This is a genomic window from Salinadaptatus halalkaliphilus (assembly GCF_006543045.1).
Lineage (GTDB): Archaea > Halobacteriota > Halobacteria > Halobacteriales > Natrialbaceae > Salinadaptatus > Salinadaptatus halalkaliphilus.
In genome coordinates this window covers 58080-74057 of sequence record NZ_RBZW01000077.1, presented here as the reverse complement: position 1 = coordinate 74057, position 15978 = coordinate 58080, and the positions used below count along the sequence as shown (strand labels likewise).

At 63.0% G+C, this 15978-nt stretch carries 17 protein-coding genes; 6 read left to right on the top strand and 11 right to left on the bottom strand.

Features of this window, described 5'->3' with window-relative positions; all coding sequences use genetic code 11:
- Nucleotides 1-33: 33 nt before the first annotated feature.
- Entirely contained in the window at nt 34-420 is a 387-nt protein-coding gene (locus tag D8Y22_RS22065; RefSeq protein WP_141466794.1) for a hypothetical protein, read from the bottom strand.
- Nucleotides 421-544: 124 nt separating this feature from the next.
- Nucleotides 545-823: a hypothetical protein gene (locus D8Y22_RS22060; protein WP_141466793.1), complete on the bottom strand. Its 279-nt coding sequence runs from the start codon at nt 821-823 to the stop codon at nt 545-547.
- Nucleotides 824-886: 63 nt separating this feature from the next.
- On the opposite strand from D8Y22_RS22060, the gene D8Y22_RS22055 reads away from it, so the two are divergent.
- On the top strand, nt 887-1207 hold the full coding sequence (locus tag D8Y22_RS22055; protein WP_141466792.1) for a hypothetical protein: 321 nt from the start codon (nt 887-889) through the stop codon (nt 1205-1207).
- A gap of 290 nt (nt 1208-1497) precedes the next feature.
- Here the strand turns inward: D8Y22_RS22055 and D8Y22_RS22050 are convergent, their stop codons facing one another.
- On the bottom strand, nt 1498-2544 hold the full coding sequence (locus D8Y22_RS22050) for a phytoene/squalene synthase family protein (RefSeq protein WP_141466791.1): 1047 nt from the start codon (nt 2542-2544) through the stop codon (nt 1498-1500).
- Nucleotides 2545-2698: 154 nt separating this feature from the next.
- On the opposite strand from D8Y22_RS22050, the gene D8Y22_RS22045 reads away from it, so the two are divergent.
- Nucleotides 2699-3337, top strand: coding sequence for an SDR family oxidoreductase (locus tag D8Y22_RS22045; RefSeq protein WP_141466790.1), 639 nt, complete (start codon nt 2699-2701; stop codon nt 3335-3337).
- A gap of 63 nt (nt 3338-3400) precedes the next feature.
- The gene (locus tag D8Y22_RS22040) at nt 3401-4546 is read left to right on the top strand and encodes an acyl-CoA dehydrogenase (protein ID WP_141466789.1); all 1146 of its coding nucleotides are present in this window, start codon (nt 3401-3403) and stop codon (nt 4544-4546) included.
- A 98-nt stretch (nt 4547-4644) separates the two neighbouring features.
- On the opposite strand, the gene D8Y22_RS22035 is transcribed toward D8Y22_RS22040, so the two are convergent.
- The 6 genes from D8Y22_RS22035 to D8Y22_RS22005 form a co-directional block, all read right to left on the bottom strand.
- Complete coding sequence (locus tag D8Y22_RS22035; RefSeq protein WP_141466788.1) at nt 4645-4839, bottom strand: cold-shock protein; 195 nt, start codon at nt 4837-4839, stop codon at nt 4645-4647.
- 212 nt (nt 4840-5051) lie between these two features.
- Entirely contained in the window at nt 5052-5336 is a 285-nt protein-coding gene (locus D8Y22_RS22030; protein ID WP_141466787.1) for a PadR family transcriptional regulator, read from the bottom strand.
- Between the two features lie 227 nt (nt 5337-5563).
- Entirely contained in the window at nt 5564-5860 is a 297-nt protein-coding gene (yciH, locus tag D8Y22_RS22020) for a stress response translation initiation inhibitor YciH (protein ID WP_141466786.1), read from the bottom strand.
- A 152-nt stretch (nt 5861-6012) separates the two neighbouring features.
- Complete coding sequence (locus D8Y22_RS22015) at nt 6013-7311, bottom strand: MFS transporter (protein WP_141466785.1); 1299 nt, start codon at nt 7309-7311, stop codon at nt 6013-6015.
- A 179-nt stretch (nt 7312-7490) separates the two neighbouring features.
- Nucleotides 7491-9305 carry an excinuclease ABC subunit C gene (locus tag D8Y22_RS22010; RefSeq protein WP_141466784.1) on the bottom strand — a complete coding sequence of 605 codons (1815 nt, stop codon included), beginning with the start codon at nt 9303-9305 and terminating at the stop codon, nt 7491-7493.
- Nucleotides 9306-9420: 115 nt separating this feature from the next.
- The gene (locus D8Y22_RS22005) at nt 9421-10578 is read right to left on the bottom strand and encodes a hypothetical protein (protein ID WP_141466783.1); all 1158 of its coding nucleotides are present in this window, start codon (nt 10576-10578) and stop codon (nt 9421-9423) included.
- A 206-nt stretch (nt 10579-10784) separates the two neighbouring features.
- On the opposite strand from D8Y22_RS22005, the gene D8Y22_RS22000 reads away from it, so the two are divergent.
- The 3 genes from D8Y22_RS22000 to D8Y22_RS21990 all read left to right on the top strand — a co-directional run bounded on the left by D8Y22_RS22000 (nt 10785) and on the right by D8Y22_RS21990 (nt 13037).
- Entirely contained in the window at nt 10785-11054 is a 270-nt protein-coding gene (locus D8Y22_RS22000; RefSeq protein WP_141466782.1) for a hypothetical protein, read from the top strand.
- A 91-nt stretch (nt 11055-11145) separates the two neighbouring features.
- Complete coding sequence (locus D8Y22_RS21995) at nt 11146-12078, top strand: ABC transporter ATP-binding protein (RefSeq protein ID WP_141466781.1); 933 nt, start codon at nt 11146-11148, stop codon at nt 12076-12078.
- The gene (locus D8Y22_RS21990; RefSeq protein ID WP_141466780.1) at nt 12075-13037 is read left to right on the top strand and encodes an ABC transporter permease; all 963 of its coding nucleotides are present in this window, start codon (nt 12075-12077) and stop codon (nt 13035-13037) included. Before D8Y22_RS21995 ends, D8Y22_RS21990 begins: the two co-directional genes overlap by 4 nt.
- 101 nt (nt 13038-13138) lie before the next feature.
- Here D8Y22_RS21990 and D8Y22_RS21985 read toward each other — a convergent pair whose 3' ends face one another.
- Complete coding sequence (locus D8Y22_RS21985; RefSeq protein ID WP_141466779.1) at nt 13139-13705, bottom strand: pyridoxamine 5'-phosphate oxidase family protein; 567 nt, start codon at nt 13703-13705, stop codon at nt 13139-13141.
- A gap of 310 nt (nt 13706-14015) precedes the next feature.
- Nucleotides 14016-15866, bottom strand: a complete 1851-nt coding sequence (locus D8Y22_RS21980) for an MFS transporter (RefSeq protein WP_141466778.1) — start codon at nt 15864-15866, stop codon at nt 14016-14018.
- Nucleotides 15867-15978: the final 112 nt, after the last annotated feature.

The window sequence follows — 15978 nt, the reverse complement described above, 5'->3', positions numbered from 1 at the left end:
ATCGCCTTACGGAGTAAGAGCGAAGTGGGCGGATCAGAAGTCGTCGTCAGGGGTGTCCGTTTCGCCGTTCGTCTCCGTCATCCAGCGGACGGTCTGGCTGAGTGTCGATGCGAGTGTGCTGGCTTCTGCCGGTGTGAGGACGACATCGGCGTGACCCGTCGCGTGATCGCCGGCCATCGCGTCGACTGACAGCACCAGCCGGTTAGAGTCCGCCTCGCTTCGGTCGGACCAATCATCGACCGACGCCGGTCGTACCGAGACATCCCCTCGGTCTGGATACTCCCGCGGCGGACCCATCTCGAGGTCGGTTTCGCCGCGTGTGACCCCAATCTGGACGCGGTCGCTGTGCTCGAGGTCGAACGAGTCCGTCGGGTCGTCTTCGAGCAGGTCTCGACCGTGCTCACTGTCCTCGTCACTCATAGGGAAGAGTTCGGTGGGGATCGGCATGGATGTGTTCCCCGTCGGCAGTAGCTGCAGTCCCCAAAGCTGGGAACAGCATCCGACAACGGACAGGTGCCCGTGCTCTCATACGGGTTACTGGAAGTCAGTTCCGGCCCAGCCGCGACCCGGGCGGCGGCTGGGCCGGGACATCGGTACAGTACTCCGTATCAGAAGCCGATATTGAACGCGTACGGCCACGGAACCGGGAAATCGCGACGTACGTGAGTGCAGCGCCGCTCCCGAAGCGGTTCTCGAGGAAGTGAGTCATCTCGTCGTCGGCATCCGCACCGTCGACGGCCCAGAAGTCGTGCAGCATGACCCCTGACGCGAGCAAGAAGATGGCGAGTGCGCCGGCGCCGATCGAGGGGTATCGCGGGCGCACTTGAACCCTGTCGTAGTGTACACTGGCGTTGATTGGGATGGCATCGAAACGATATATCTGCGTATGCCCGAGCGGCCACCCTCGCCATCGACGACTCCGCTGACGCCGACCGCGCTCTCCAATACCGACAGCGACGCACTCGCGACGACGACACAACTCGCCACCACCCTCGAGGACCAGTTCGACGTTGCCGTCGACGAGGCGACCCTCGAGGCCCTCCTCCTCGAGTTAGATCGACGCGGCTTGGTCGAGTGGGAGGGAGTCTCCCCGACGGGCGCGTACGTCTGGAACTGCTCCGAATCGGCCGACCGTCTCGCCGACGCCGTCGCGACGAGCGTCGTCACACTGCTCGAGGCCTGGCTCGAGAGCCACGACGACGGCTGATACGGACGTTGTCCGATAGTACCAGCGAAACCGCCACTCGAGTCGCGGTTACACCGGAATCGACGTCCAGTAAACCGTGTTCGGGGGCGCCAGTTTGTGTGCCACCCAGCGCGGACCTGCGCCGGATTCTCACTCCGTTACACTCGACAATCGCAAGACAGCAGCGGTTCGAGCGGCCGCTGTATCGGTTACGAGACCGCTGATCGCCACTTTGAGCGTCACGCGAGCGGCGGGCTCGAGGGCGAACGTACCGCAGACAGCACCGACGCGGGCCAGAACAGTCGACGACCTTACCGATGGAGCGGCTTCTCGGCCATCTCCTTGCGAAGCTCCTCGAGGTGGGCTCGAGAGACGCCATCCTCGAACGCTTGCAGGAGTTCGTAGACCTCCGCACGAGGTACCTTCACGTCGCCTTCCTGGACGACATCTTCGGGCCGTTCCTCGAGTTCGCGCATCGTGCCGACCGCGAGCAGGTAGGGGATCGCCCACGCCGAGAGCCGGTTGCCGTGGCGTTCGGGGACGACCTCGAGATAGCGATGGGCGTCGTCGAGGTAGGTCTCGGCGCGGTTGGTCACACGCTGGATGACGTTGGTGACGGCGCCGTGGTTCTCCTCGCGGGTGACGTGTTCGATGGGAACGTCCTCTTCGGCGAGCCACTCGGCGGGCAGATAGACGTTGTTCTCCTCGTGATAGTCCGACTCGACATCTTTAGCGATGTTGACCAGTTGCAACAGCAACGCGAACGAGCGGGCGTTGTCCCGCATCTCCTGAGCTCGGTCCTCCGAGGCACCGCGTGCGACCAGCCCGGTGATGAGCGTGCCGACGGTACCGGCAGCGTACCAGCAGTACTCCTCGAGTTCCTCGAGCGTCTGTAAGCGCAGCCCGCCCTCGTCGGCGTAGCGGTCGGTGAACATCGCCATGCCGTCGACGAGTTCCCGAACCGGCTCGCGCATGATCTCGCGGGGCTCTTCCTCGAGTGATTCGAACGTCCGAAGCACGCGCGGCGTCTCGGCAACGACCTCCCAGTCGTCGTTTGTCTCCTCGGGAATCCAGGGTTCGACATCGGCCATAAAGGCCGAGACGGGGCGATCGGTGTCGGGATCGAGCAACCGATCGTATTCGGTCAATAGCTCGGTCTGGGTCTCCGGCGGAATGTGACCCGCGTCTTCGATCGTATCGGCAATGCGACAGAGAAGATAGCCGAGACAGATGTGACTCGCCATCGGCTCCTCGAGCCGATCGATCGTGATCGAGAAGGTCCGCGAAACGCCGTGTACCGCGTCGAAACACCACTCCAGATCGGCGTCAGTTGTGAGTTCGGGCTGGCCGGAGGTCATCTACTCGACCACCCATTTGAGCGCAACCCGGAAAAACGCCGCGGTCCCGGCTGGATATTCCGCTCACAACGATCGGCGGTCGTCGATCGGTCACCGGCGATGGCCCGGCGTATTCAGCGGTGGTGACTATTTCGAACGCTCACGAACGCTCGGTATGACTCGCAACGTTCTCGTCGCCGGCGCACACGGACAGGTCGGACAGTACGTCACGGACATCCTGGCCGACAGCGACCACGCCGTCGCTGGCATGATCCGGGACGACGATCAGGCCGACGAGATCGAATCGCTGGGTGCCGATCCGATCGTCGCGGACCTGACCGAATCGGTCGAAGACGCCGTCGACGGCCGCGATTCAATCGTCTTCACCGCGGGATCCGGCGGGGGCGACGTCTACGGCGTCGACCGCGACGGCGCGATCAATCTCGTGGAGGCTGCCGAAGAGGCGGGCGTCGAGCGATTTCTCATGCTCAGTTCGATGGGGGCCGACGATCCCCAGTCCGGTCCCGACGCCCTCGAGGACTATCTCGTCGCGAAGGCAGCCGCCGACGATTTCCTTCGGGAGAGCGATCTGGCTCACACGATCGTGCGCCCGGGCGAGTTGACGAACGAACCCGGTGACGGGACGATTCGCGTCGGTGACTTCGAACTCGGCGACGGCGATATTCCGCGCGAAGATGTCGCGCAAACGCTCGTGGCCGCGCTCGAGCGAGACGATCTCGCCGGCGCGACGTTCGAACTCCTCGCTGGCGACGAGCCGATCGAGCGGGCGCTCGAGGGTATCGACGCCGCGTGAGACGGTTTACTGTACCGATCCACAGCAACAACAATAACAACGGGACGCCACGATAGATCGCGTATGGACTTTGCACTCTCGGCCGAACAGCAACAGATCCGAGACATGGTTTCGGAATTCGTCGACGAGGAGGTCGTCCCCGCCGCCGACGAGATCGACCACAACGACGAGTTTCCCCAGGATCTCGTCGACGAGATGGCCGATCTGGGGCTGCTGGGGATGCCCTTCCCCGAGGAGTACGGCGGCGCTGGGCTGGACTACCACTCGTATGCGATCGGCCTCGAGGAGATTTCTCGAGGGTCGGGTGGGCTCGGGACGATCGTCGCCGCCCACACGTCGCTGGCTGGCAACATGCTCTACGAATTTGGCGACGAGTTCCAGAAGGAGACGTATCTGACGCCGCTTGCTGCGGGTGAGGACATCGGCGCGTTTGCGCTCTCGGAAGCGGGCGCAGGGAGCGACGTGCCGGCGATGGAGACCACCGCCGAGAAAGACGACGACGAGTACGTCATCGACGGCGGCAAACTCTGGATCTCGAACGGCTCCGTCGCCGACACGGTGACGGTGTTCGCGAAGACGGACCCCGAGGCGGGCAACAAGGGCATTTCGTCGTTCGTCGTCCGCCCCGAAGACGACGACGGATTCATCGTCGAGGGCACCGAGGAGAAACTCGGCGACAAGGGGTGTCCGACCGCGGAACTCCGATTCGACGACATGCGAATCCCCGAGGACCGCCTGCTCGGTGAGGAAGGCGACGGGTTCGTTCACGCGCTAAAAACCCTCAACGGCGGCCGGATCACCATCGCGGCTCGCGGCGTCGGCATCGCCAGGGGCGCCTTCGAGGCGGCTCGAGACTACGCGGGAGAACGCGAGCAGTTCGGCCAGCCGATCGGCGAGTTCCAGTCGATCAAACACAAGCTCGCCGATATGGATACGAAGATTCAGGCCGCCCGAATGCTGATGCACAAGGCCGCCGACAAGAAGATCCGCGGCGAGGACTACATCAAAGACGCCTCCCAGGCCAAACTCTACGCCTCCGAGGTGAGCCGCGAGGTCGCCAACGAGGGCGTCCAGATCCACGGCGGCTATGGCTACACGAAAGACTTCGCGGCCGAGCGATTCTACCGCGACGCGAAACTCAACGAAATCTACGAAGGAACGAGCGAAGTGCTGCGCAATACGATCGGCGACCAGTTGCTCGAGGAGTAGCCCGTTCGACGCAACGTCAGCACGGCCGCTCTCGAGTCAGGTTGCTATAAAATGCAGCGGTACGTACTGTCGCCGTCAGGCGACGGGTAGAACCGTAGTTAGAGGCGAACGACGTTGGTCGCGCGCGGACCCTTGGGGGCCTGTTCGATGTCGAACTCGATCTCGGTACCTTCCGTCAGATCCTCACCGCCAACGTCCTCCATGTGGAAGAAAACGTCGTCGTCAGCATCCTCAGTCTCGATGAAACCGTAACCGCCTGTGTCGTTGAAGAAATCAACCTTACCGTTTGCCATTGCGATTCAACCGAAGCCCAGTACACGGTTAAGTGTTGTGTATTTGTCCGCGAGTTCGAAACATAGCGTAACAAAATACGCATAATCCACTATATTATAGACGTTTGTATTCGGCAGGTCGGTTTTGCGACGCCCAGCTACCCGATTCGTCACAACAGGCGACGAAGCGTGACGACCTCGGCAGTTTTTCGTTCGAACGGGTGATCCGTCGACTACTCGGCGTCCTCGAGGCACGTCTGGAGCCACTCGTAGTGGTCGTTCACTCGCCGCTGTCCGGCGTCAGTCAGCCTGTAGACATCGTGAATGCCGTCTGTCCCGGTCGTCACGAAGCCGGCGTCGACGAGCGCTGACAGCGAGCCGTAGAACGATTTGGGCTCGAGTCGGTCGTCGTAGTGGGACTCGAGGCGAGACTTGAGTTGTTGGCCGCGCAGTTCGCCCTCGGCCGCGAGGAGCACGCAGATGTCGCGACGCCGCCCGCTCTGGAGCCACTTGCTCATAGCGACTCGTCGGCGGTGACGGTGCTCGAGCGTTACGGTTCTCTCGAGGCCGCCGTCCGATATCTTCGGCGTCCTGATGGTTGTTGCCGATCCGACGCGTCCGGCTGGACGAGACCGATACATGAGCCGACCAGTCGAGGGAGAGACCCGAACCTACGAGCGAACGTTTACGATCGACGACGTCCGCGAATTTGGGGTGCTATCGACGCCGACGCCGCAACACCGCATCACGCCTGGATGTCGAAGCCCTGATCCCGAAGGAGGTCGGGAACCCGGTCACGATGGTCACCTTGGAGTTCGATGCGGCCGTCCTCGACGGTGCCGCCCGTTCCGATCGAACTCTTGAGGTCCGACGCGATCGACTCGAGTTCGCTCGTCTCGAGGTCAAACCCCTCGACGATCGTCACCGGTTTGTCGTACCGTCGGCGCTCCGTTCGAATGGAGAGCAGTTGCTGTGAACTCTCGAGGTCGCGCTGTTCGTCGAGTTCCTCGAGCAAGTCCTCGAGATCGTCGTCGTTCGACATGTGGGAGTAGAGAACTGTCCGAAGGGTGAACGCTGTCCTTGCCGTCGCAACGCAGGCCGGAAGCGTCCAGTGGCAGCCAGCGAGCGCGTGCCAACCGGCCGCGATGGGAGTGACTCGAGGCGGATGGTACCAGAGGAGTGGCTCGAGGCGGATTATCGATCCTGGCGATGGATCCAGACGGCACAACAGACCGCAACGAGGCCGGCGATTGCGCCGATGGCGAACGCGAGTCGGTAGCCGGTTTCGGTGTAGACACGTGCGCCGTCGTGGAACTCGCCGGTCCAGTAGGCGTCCAGTGCCCACCCCATCAGGGTGGGGAAGGTCGCAGCCCCGAAAAACGAAGCGCCGTTGATCGCGCCGACGGCGATACCGCTCGCTCGCTCGTCGTAGCGGGCCTGAATCATCGGGAACGTCAGGACGAACGCGCCGAACAGGCTACCGGTTAGGAAAAACGCGAGACCGACGGCGACCATCGGGGGATCGCCGATGGCGGCGAGCGAGCCGAGGACGACGGTGTAGCTAACGGCGCTGGCGATGATAAATTCGGTGTCGTAGTCGACGGCGTCGGAGAGCCGGCCGAATGTGGGCGGGCCGACGACGGCACCGATCCCGCCACAGAGCGTTATCATCGAGGCGACGGTGACCGACGTATCGTAGGTCTGGACGACGTAGGGAATGCCCCAAAGGCCGACTAACGTTAGATTCACCCCGCCGGTACAGTACAGCATGACGGCGGTGATCCAGGTCCACCGATCGGAGACGATACGGCGGGTAAACGTCGTGACCTCCGTGACGGACAACTCCGGCTGTTCCGGAACGCCCTCGATAGCCGGCAGGTCCGCTCGAGCGGCAGAATCACGGACGAACGCGAACGTCGCGACCGCCGCGACCAGTCCGATCGCACCAAGCGCCGCGACGGACGTTCGCCAGCCCGCGAACTCGACGAGGACGGCAAACGGCGTCGTTGCAAGGAGGCCGCCGAACCCACCGACCGCGAAACAGATGCCGTTCATCGTCGCGAACTCGTCGGCTCGGTACCAGTTCGCACAGAATCGGATCATCGAGACGAAGATCACGCTGCCGCCGAGCCCGATGAAAAAGCGGCCACCGAGGGCCCCGGCGTAGCTAGTCGTCAGGGCGAACCAGACTGCACCCACGTTCATCACGGCCGCGCCGGCTGCTGCGGTCCGTCTGGGACCGACCTTATCGACGAGAATTCCCGTCGGAATCTGCATCAGCGCGTAGACGATAAAAAATATTGCGTGGAGCGTTCCGAGTTGTGCACCCGTGATGGCGAAGGCGTCCATCACCGACCCCGCGATGACCGCCGTCGAGAGACGGTAAACGCTTACCAGTAAAAACGAGAGGGCAAGGATACCCCACAACAGCCATCGTCGCCGGTAGGGATTCGACCAAATACTCGACAACCCCGGGACTGTCCGAACACTCACACCACCAGTCGAGTCTCGAGCATGGAAAACATTCAGAATGCGGAAAACCCCTCAGACGGGCGGTCGTCCCGACGCCCCCGTCCGACACAACGGGTTGCGGTCGCGCCGGAACTGACGGAAGGGGGTTCGTCTCACCACTCCGCCGTTCCAGAGCGGTGTGTCGCCCGCTTCGATCGAGGCTACAGCCGCGATTTGATCGTCTCGGCGGTCTGCTGGCCGATTCCGGGGACGCTTTGGAGATCTTCGAGACTCGCGTTGCGGACGGTGTCGACGCTGCCAAAGCGCCTGAGGAGGCGCTTTCGCGTCTCGGGACCGATTCCGGGAACGTCGTCGAGGACGGTCGTCACGTCGTCCCGGATCGTCTGGTGGTACTGGACGGCAAACCGGTGGGCCTCGTCTCGAACCCGCTGGAGCAGATGCAGATGCGGTGCGTCGTCGGGCCAGGCGTACGTACTGTCGGGCGTAATCACCCGTTCCTCATGCTTTGCCAGGGCGACCGCCGGTACGTCCCAGCCGACGGCCTCGAGCGCGTCGCGAACGGCCTCGAGTTGGCCGTCGCCGCCGTCGATCACCAGCAAGTCGGGGTCGGGCCGATCGTCTCGACCGTCGACGGCGCGGCGGGCGCGCCACGCGAGCAACGCGCGCATGTTGTCGTAGTCGTCGTTCTGATCGGTGAGTTTCTTCCGACGGTAGTCGCTCTTCTCGGCGCTGCCGTCGACGACGGCGACGTTGCTCCCGACCGCCGCTCGGCCCTGGGCGTGGCTGACGTCGAAGCCCTCGATCCGACTCGCCGACTCGAGCGCGAGCGCGTCGGCTAACGCGGCACACTCGTCGCGCCGACCGACGTTACGGCGGGCGTTTTTCAGCGCGAGATCGACGAGCGTGGCTTCCCGTCCGGCACCCGGGACGCGGACGGCGACGCCTTCGGCCTCGAGCCAGGCCTCGACCTCGTCGTCACCCTGACGTTCGGGTAGCAACAGTGCGTCCGGCAGATCGCGCTCGGCGTAGTACTGGACGATGAAGGCTGCGAGGACGGCCGGAACCCCGGCCTCGTCGTCCGGCGAATCGCTGGCTGTCGGCGCATTCGGTGCATCCGTCGTTGGCGATGGGCCCGGTGAATCCGTGGCCGGCGATGCACCCGGCGCGTCGAGTGTGTGGCGCTCTCGATCGACAAGTTTCCCGTCCTCGGCGCGCAGGCGGGCGACCGTCGCGTCCTCGCCAGCGATGTCGACGCCGAGAACGTCGACGCCCCGCTCGTCGCCGACCGACTGGACGGCCTCGCCGCCCTCGCCGTGGAACCGCTCGACCGTCTCGAGGCGGTCCCGAATATTGGCCGCGCGTTCGAACTGCTGGTCCTGAGCGGCCGATTCCATCTCGCGGCGCAAGGGATCGGCCAGAATCCCCGTCTCGCCCTCGAGGAACCGTTCGACCGCGGAGACATCTTCGCCGTAGCGCTCGAGGTCGATCTCGCGGGTGCAGGGGGCAGTACAGAGGCCCATCTCGTAGTCCAGACAGGGGCGGTCGCGGTTCGCGTACTTGTAATCCGAACAGCCCCGGAGGCCGTAGGTCTCCCGCAGGGCCTTCACGACGGTCTCGACAGTCCCCTTGCTGGTGTAGGGACCGAAGACGGTCGCCGACGCCGATGGATCGCGAGTGATCTCGATCCGTGGCGCGTCGTGGTCGGTCAGCTGGACCATCGGGTAGGATTTATCGTCTTTGAGCCGGACGTTGTACCGAGGCTGGTGGCGCTTGATTAGATTCGCCTCGAGCAACAGCGCCTGCGTTTCGGTGTCAGTGACGGCGATTTCGATCCCGTCGGCGCGATCGACCATCCGCTCGATCCGTGCACTTCGAGGGTCGGCGTAGGAGCCAACCCGATCGCGGATATCGACGGCTTTGCCGACGTAGAGGGTCGTTCCGTCCCGTTGGAACTGATAGACGCCGGGCTCACGCGGCAACTGTCGCGTCCGCTCACGAACCCCGTCAGCGTTCATCGGCGGTCCTAGGGAGTCGGTGGCTTTGAGCCTACCGTCACGGGCCGACGAAAACGAGGGACCGACGGCGGCAGACGTTCGACGACCCTCGCCCGTTGGCGATCGGCGGGTCGGTTCACTCGAGCGTCTCGTCGCTCCGATCGGCTGTATTCTCGGGCGCCTCGTTCGTCTCGCCTGTAGACTCGCTCCAGGGCGTATCGAACTCGAACGCGCCCGTCTCCGTTCGCTCGAGCGCTGTGTCGTCATCGTCGTCCTCGAGGGTGTTCGGCGAGCCGTGGTGGTCCGCAGTTGCCGCCGAGCTTCCGGGATCGAATTCGTCGGCCGTCTCCAGATCGACGCCCCCGCCGTTCGATTCGGGTCGGTCGGGGTCGAAGGGCTCCCGATCGAACGGCTCGGCCTGCTCCCGGGCGAGCGATCGGTCGACCGCGCCCGGCGGACTCGACTCGAGATCGCTACCCTTTGCCTGGTCTGGGTCGTCGGCCCAGCCATCGGGTTCGTCGCGGGTCTCGTCGTGCCACCGGTCTCGCTGGCTCCGGCTCGACTCGGACTCGGACGCTGCGGTCGTCTCCTTGACCGTCGTCTTCCCTGTGGCCATCTCCGAGAACGGGCGACTCGCAGTAGCATCGGCGTCGGCCGGTTCGGTCGCCACGTCGTCACGAAGGTCCTCGAGAGCGGTATCGGTCTCGAGGATCGGCCCCGGCCGAATCGCGTTCTGGAGTTCCATGGGTGTGGTCCCGACGGTCTCGCTGCCGACGGGAATCGCGAGATCGTCCCCGCCGAGCACGGAGAGGACCAGCTGGCGAGAGCGAGAGCGGACGTAGAGGACGAAACACGCGGCTGCAAGCCCGATCGCGAGCGCGCTGGTGACGACGACTGCGACGTCGATGATCGCCAGCATCGATTCGATAGTCGCGATCGATTCGGTCGCGATATCGGTGGCGCCAGCGCCCGAGCCGTCGGCAGCCGACTCGGAATCGAGGTCGGGCGTCGACACGAGACTCGTGAAACTGAACACGAGTGCCGTGATGGCTCCGGCAATCGCCAGACAGGCGAGGCCGACCGTCCACAGGAGATACCGGATCGATCCCGTCGATTCGACGGTGACGGTGTCGACGTTCGGCCGGTCGACGGACCAGTACTGCTGGTCGCCATCGGGCGTGAACGCGAGGACGCGATGGCTCGTTACCACGATCGTCGCTTGCCCGACCGTGACCCGTTGCTGCTCGCTTTCGCCCTCGTATAGCAACTGATCGATGCGGTCGGTCCACGCCATTCGGCTATCGATAGTATCTGGACTATCGACACGCAAATACGTTGCTGTCAGTTGCAGTTCGTACCGATCGGCCGCCCGTCGTCGGATGCCGTCCGCCCCGACCGCGGCTACGACTCGAGGGCACCTCCAGCACGACGAGCGATCGAGGAGCCACGGATGTGGACGAACACGACACTTTCTCGGCGATCGCCCCCGAACGCCCGTCCATGTCAGAGTCGACGGTTCGCTGTTGGCTGGTCAAACGCGAGTTCGGCGATCGAAACATCGTCACGATCGTCTATGCCACCCCGGATGGAACGCAGTATCAACGACGGGAACGCTCCTCGACGGCACTACAGACCGGCTCGCCGGTCACTGCCGCGGCCGATATTCCCGAGTCAGATCTCGAGGCAGTCTCCGACGACGAGATCCGCGAGCGCTACGCCACGGAGGCCACGCGCACTGCGAACCAGTACGATCCCGACGAGCCGATTTGACGCTCGAGAGGATTTATTTCTGTATCATAATTACGTATATTATTGGTCGCGAGTGACAAACCTTATCGGGAAACGGCGTGTTGGCACAGCCATGCCCGCTATCACAGTCGACAACCTGACTAAATCCTACGGTCAGGAACTCGCGCTTCAGGACCTCTCCTTCGAGGTCCAGGAAGGCGAGGTATTCGGCTTCCTTGGTCCCAACGGTGCAGGAAAGTCGACGACGATCAACGCCATCCTCGACTTTATTCGGCCGACCAGCGGTCAGGTCGAGGTGCTCGGCTTCGACGCCCAGGCCCACAGCCGCGAGATCCGGGCTCGAACCGGCGTCCTCCCGGAAGGCGTCGAGACCTACAACCGGCTGACCGCCCGCCAGCACCTCGAGTTCGCCATCGAGTCAAAAGGGACTCACGAGGATCCCGAGGCGCTCTTAGAGCGCGTCGGCCTGGCCGACGCCATCGACAAGAAAGCAGGCGGCTTCTCGAAGGGAATGTCCCAGCGACTCATGCTCGCGATGGCACTGGTCGGCGAGCCGGATCTGCTCATCCTCGACGAGCCCTCGACCGGGCTCGACCCCAACGGCGCCCGAGAGATGCGTGACCTCGTCCGCGAAGAAAACGAACGCGGGGCGACCGTCTTCTTCTCGAGTCACATCATGGAACAGGTCGAAGCCGTCTGCGACCGCGTCGGCATCCTCCGAAACGGCGAGATGGTCGCCATCGACACCGTCGGCGGCCTCCGCGACTCCGTCTCCAGCGGAACGAGCCTCCACATCGCCGTCGACCATATCGACGACGACGCCCTGCAGGCGGTGCGTTCGCTGCCGGACGTCGACAACGCCACCGTCGAGGGCGACACACAGCCCACGCTCGTCGTCGCCGTCGACGGCTCGAAGACCGCGGTCCTCGGCGAACTCGAGGACCGCGGCATCGAGGTCGAAGACTTCTCGACCGAGGAAGCCTCGCTCGACGACGTGTTTCGATCCTACACGACCGATACCGAGGCGGAGGTGCAGGCACCATGAGCACCGAAACCGGGTCGGGGACGGAGACGAGTACGACGGCCCCCTCGAGTTCGATCAACCTCGAGAGCGTTCGCGCGATCGCCAAAAAGGACTTCCAGGATTCGGTTCGGTCGTGGCTGTTCTGGGGACTGAGTTCGTTCTTCTTCATGCTGCTGGTCGCGATCGCCGGTGGGCTGGCGTACTTCGGTGAAAACATCGCGCAAGCGGGCGCTACGACCGAATTTCTCGTCATCTTAGTCAGTTACGCCACGTTACTCGTGCTTCCGTTGATCGCGTTAGTGTTGGGCTGGCAGTCGATCGCCGGCGAACGCGAATCCGGGAGCATCAAAATCCTGCTCTCGCTGCCCCACTCCCGAAAGGACGTGTTGCTCGGCAAACTCATCGGTCGGTCGGCCGTCCTCTCGCTGTCGCTGACCGTCGGCTTCGCACTGGCCGGCGTCATCGTCGCCGCGATGCTCGGAAGCTTCGATGTCGTCGACTACGTCGGCTTGCTCGCGATGTCGATCCTCTATGGCATCGCCTACACCAGCATCGCCGTCTCCCTGTCGTCGCTTACGCGTTCGACGACCATTGCCGGCGCGGCGATGTTCGGCGTCTTCGTCCTGTTTTATATCGTCTGGAACGCCATCATCCAGGCGATCCAGACGCTGATCGGCTGGGGGTATCTCTCCCCCGAAACCTACACCCTCGAGGTCAACGGCGAGAGCTTCGAGGCGGAGCGTCTTCCCGACTGGGCGTTCTTCATCGATTCGATCGATCCCGGCAACGCCTACTCCAACGCGCTCTCGATCGTTACCGGTGCGACGGAAACCGAACTCGGTGTCGCCCTCGAGGAGGCGATGTTCGACGGTTCGGTGCCGTTCTATCTGCAGGATTGGTTCTCGTTTATTATCCTCCTGTTCTGGATCGTCGCTCCGATCGCCATCGCGCTCTACCGGTTCGATCGCGTCGACCTCTAAGGAGCGCTCGAGCGCGAGTGGCGTCCCAAGCCTCCACTGATGGGTCGGATCCGGCTGTGGGGTCGATTCGTCCCAGCAGTCGACGGTTGGGACGGTACTAGTTATCGAATCGAATCCAAATCGTAGGCTCCCAGATGGTCGGGTTCCTTCCATCCCTTTTTTCCGCTCCAAGAGTCCACGTCGAGACGGTAGACGGCCGTCCGGTCGATGGATTCCTCGGATATGTGCTCGTAATCCTCACCCGCCGTCAGTTGGGGAGCGAATTTCGCCATGAACTGCTCGAGAACGTCCCGTTTCCTTTTCCGATCGGTAAGGAAATCGATCGATCCGTAAGCGACCACGCTCGAATATTCGACGGTGAAGTTAACCGGTTCGTCGGCTGGAATGTACCGCCCCTTCTCACTCGTCGTGAAAGAGGCCCGTGGCTGTTCGCCGTTTTCGACGAGATCGTGAGCATACCCGGCCTGTGCGCCGTGAAGGAAAATGCTGCTCGCCTCGGAGTCGTAGACGAAGAGCTGGGTCACGAGGTGTGGGGTGTCGTCATCGACGAGCCCGAGCACACCGGTCTCCTGGTCGGCGAGGAATTCGGGAATCCACCCAGCGTCATCGATCGCTTTTCCGCGATATCGAATCGAATCGGAGATATCCTCGGGTGCGTTTTCGGTCATAACGGATAATAGTCGAATCCGGGTGAAAAGTATATTGCGAGGATAAATGTAGGTATGCGCACATTTGGATGAAAAGTCACAGTCACGTAGATGCACGCCTGCTCTTCATGTTCACTCATACGGATTGTTGTAGCGTTTTACCGGTGATCACCCGGACGGGGTCGGTGATCACCGGTAAAGAACTACAACGGTCCGTATCAGATAACGCTCTCTATCCAGCAGGCCGTTTGTATCATTCGCTACGGATTTCGACGGCGTCTGTACAGGTTTGCGTTCTCGAGATCGCTCGGTAGCCGACGCTCGAGCGACGTTACACTCCGTCCGGTTCGCCGTGGACGTAGTAGAGATCGAACTCGCCGTTGGACTGGATCCGATCGACGCCGGGTTCGGCGCCGATCGACTCGAGTTCGCCCTCGGAGTAGCGCAGTTCGTGGTAGGCGACGACCTCGCGTTCGTAGTCCTTCTGGGTCACCGCCAGATACCGATCTTCGTCGTAGGCGTCGGGCAGCCCGTCTCTGAGATCTTCGGCCTCGATGTCGATATGGCGCCAACTCCGTTCGGCGTTCCCGTTGACGGCGTCGTCGAACCGATTCGGACCGTCCCGAAGCCCGAGGAAGTCGACGTCGTCGTCCTGGGCTGCAAACGCCGAGTCGTAGCCGTGCATCGTCTGCTCGCTGACGTGTGGCGACGGCGTGTAAGTGTAGGGCGAGGGAAAGACCGCGGCGAGCGATACCACGAGCAATAGCGCGAAGGCTACGGCGAGCAGCGGGTGACCCGAGACCGTTCGGCCGGCGTCGGTGGGCCTTCCGGAATCGTCGTCTATCGGCCGCCTCGAGAGCCGGGCCACGAGGCCGGCGATGGCGATCGAGCCGAGGATCGTGACGAACACCATCATCAAGCCGAACACGCGGAAGTACATGCTCGAGCCGGACGCGAAAAAGTACGCGACGAACACCGGCCCGAGTGCGGCGAGTGCGACGAGGAAGTACGTCGTCTCCGCACGTACCGAGGACAGCCACGCCGAGTGCCGAGCGACGACCAGTCCCAGTGCGAGTGCGCCTACGAGTAGCGTGAAGACGAGATGGGTAGCGAACAGTTTGAGAAAGATCTCCGGCAGACTGCCGCCGACCGCGGTGAGTGATGCACCCTGCGTTGCGATGGTGTCGCCGGCCGTGCCACCCATCCCGAGGAGAAACTCGACGACCGAGGAGAGGAAGTACTCGACCGTCTCGAGGAAGAAGCCGTCGTCGGCGGTCCAGATCAGAAACAGCGCGACGAGAAACAGCGAGTGACCGTACACCGGCGTCTGGTCGGCGATCTGTCCGTTACGGGCGACACGCCGAGCGAGAAACTGGACCGCACAGATACCTAGGAAGACGACGATCAGGTGGGCGACGAGCTGTGGGTGATAGACGACGGCGGCGACCGAGACGAGCGCGAATGCGAGCCCGATAGCCGAGACCGTCCCGACGGAGCGATCCGTGCGAAGATAGGTGACGAAACAGTAGACGAGCAGCGCCGAGAACAACACCGCCTGAGACATCGCGTGAGCCGACAGGTACATCGAAATCGTCGTGATCGGCAACAACAGGAAACTCGAGAAGGTAGCGACGAGAACCGCCTGGCGGTCGTCGGTGATCGTCCCGACGGTGAGAGGAACGAAGAGACAAAAGACCAGCATCGAGACGAGGACGACGACCAACAGCGCCCGGGTCAAGGGGAGCTCGAGCACCGTATTGAGCACGACCGTTACAGTGTGAATCGCGGGATAGAAGAGATCGAACGGGGTAATCGTCCCTTCACTAATTGCGCGTGCCCAGCCGAGGTGGGTCAACGAGTCGTGGTGTCCGAAGTAGTGATAGCCGCGGATGATCGGCAACCCGGCGAAGACGATCATTCCCGACCCGCCCAGAACCAACGCGATCGCTCGAGTGCCGTAGCGATCGTCGGGTGCGGGAACGAAAGCGACTGCCAGTGCGACGGCCATCGCCACGAACAGCCCCGCCCAGACGCCGGACGGCGTCATCGCATAGATCGATATTTCGTAGCCGGTCGCCGGCGATGCATGTGCGAGAAGCGCACTGGCTGCGACGGCGAGAAACCCGATAGCGAGTGCTAGCTTCCGAAACAATCCGTCGTCGCCCGCTGACTGAGGAGACATTCGTAGCTACGCGACCATTTGGCGATGACAGTCCTTGTTATAGACTCGTTGTCGACGAGAAACGACTCGCTTCTCGAGCGATCCGATTCGGGCAGCTGTCCGAAAAGAGACG

Coding starts and splice junctions, on each gene's coding strand:
- D8Y22_RS22065 (WP_141466794.1), bottom strand. CDS start 420: ATGAGTGACGAGGACAGTGAGCACGGTCGAGACCTGCTCGAAGACGAC.
- D8Y22_RS22055 (WP_141466792.1), top strand. CDS start 887: ATGCCCGAGCGGCCACCCTCGCCATCGACGACTCCGCTGACGCCGACC.
- D8Y22_RS22050 (WP_141466791.1), bottom strand. CDS start 2,544: ATGACCTCCGGCCAGCCCGAACTCACAACTGACGCCGATCTGGAGTGG.
- D8Y22_RS22045 (WP_141466790.1), top strand. CDS start 2,699: ATGACTCGCAACGTTCTCGTCGCCGGCGCACACGGACAGGTCGGACAG.
- D8Y22_RS22040 (WP_141466789.1), top strand. CDS start 3,401: ATGGACTTTGCACTCTCGGCCGAACAGCAACAGATCCGAGACATGGTT.
- D8Y22_RS22035 (WP_141466788.1), bottom strand. CDS start 4,839: ATGGCAAACGGTAAGGTTGATTTCTTCAACGACACAGGCGGTTACGGT.
- D8Y22_RS22030 (WP_141466787.1), bottom strand. CDS start 5,336: ATGAGCAAGTGGCTCCAGAGCGGGCGGCGTCGCGACATCTGCGTGCTC.
- yciH (WP_141466786.1), bottom strand. CDS start 5,860: ATGTCGAACGACGACGATCTCGAGGACTTGCTCGAGGAACTCGACGAA.
- D8Y22_RS22010 (WP_141466784.1), bottom strand. CDS start 9,305: ATGAACGCTGACGGGGTTCGTGAGCGGACGCGACAGTTGCCGCGTGAG.
- D8Y22_RS22005 (WP_141466783.1), bottom strand. CDS start 10,578: ATGGCGTGGACCGACCGCATCGATCAGTTGCTATACGAGGGCGAAAGC.
- D8Y22_RS22000 (WP_141466782.1), top strand. CDS start 10,785: ATGTCAGAGTCGACGGTTCGCTGTTGGCTGGTCAAACGCGAGTTCGGC.
- D8Y22_RS21995 (WP_141466781.1), top strand. CDS start 11,146: ATGCCCGCTATCACAGTCGACAACCTGACTAAATCCTACGGTCAGGAA.
- D8Y22_RS21990 (WP_141466780.1), top strand. CDS start 12,075: ATGAGCACCGAAACCGGGTCGGGGACGGAGACGAGTACGACGGCCCCC.
- D8Y22_RS21985 (WP_141466779.1), bottom strand. CDS start 13,705: ATGACCGAAAACGCACCCGAGGATATCTCCGATTCGATTCGATATCGC.
- D8Y22_RS21980 (WP_141466778.1), bottom strand. CDS start 15,866: ATGTCTCCTCAGTCAGCGGGCGACGACGGATTGTTTCGGAAGCTAGCA.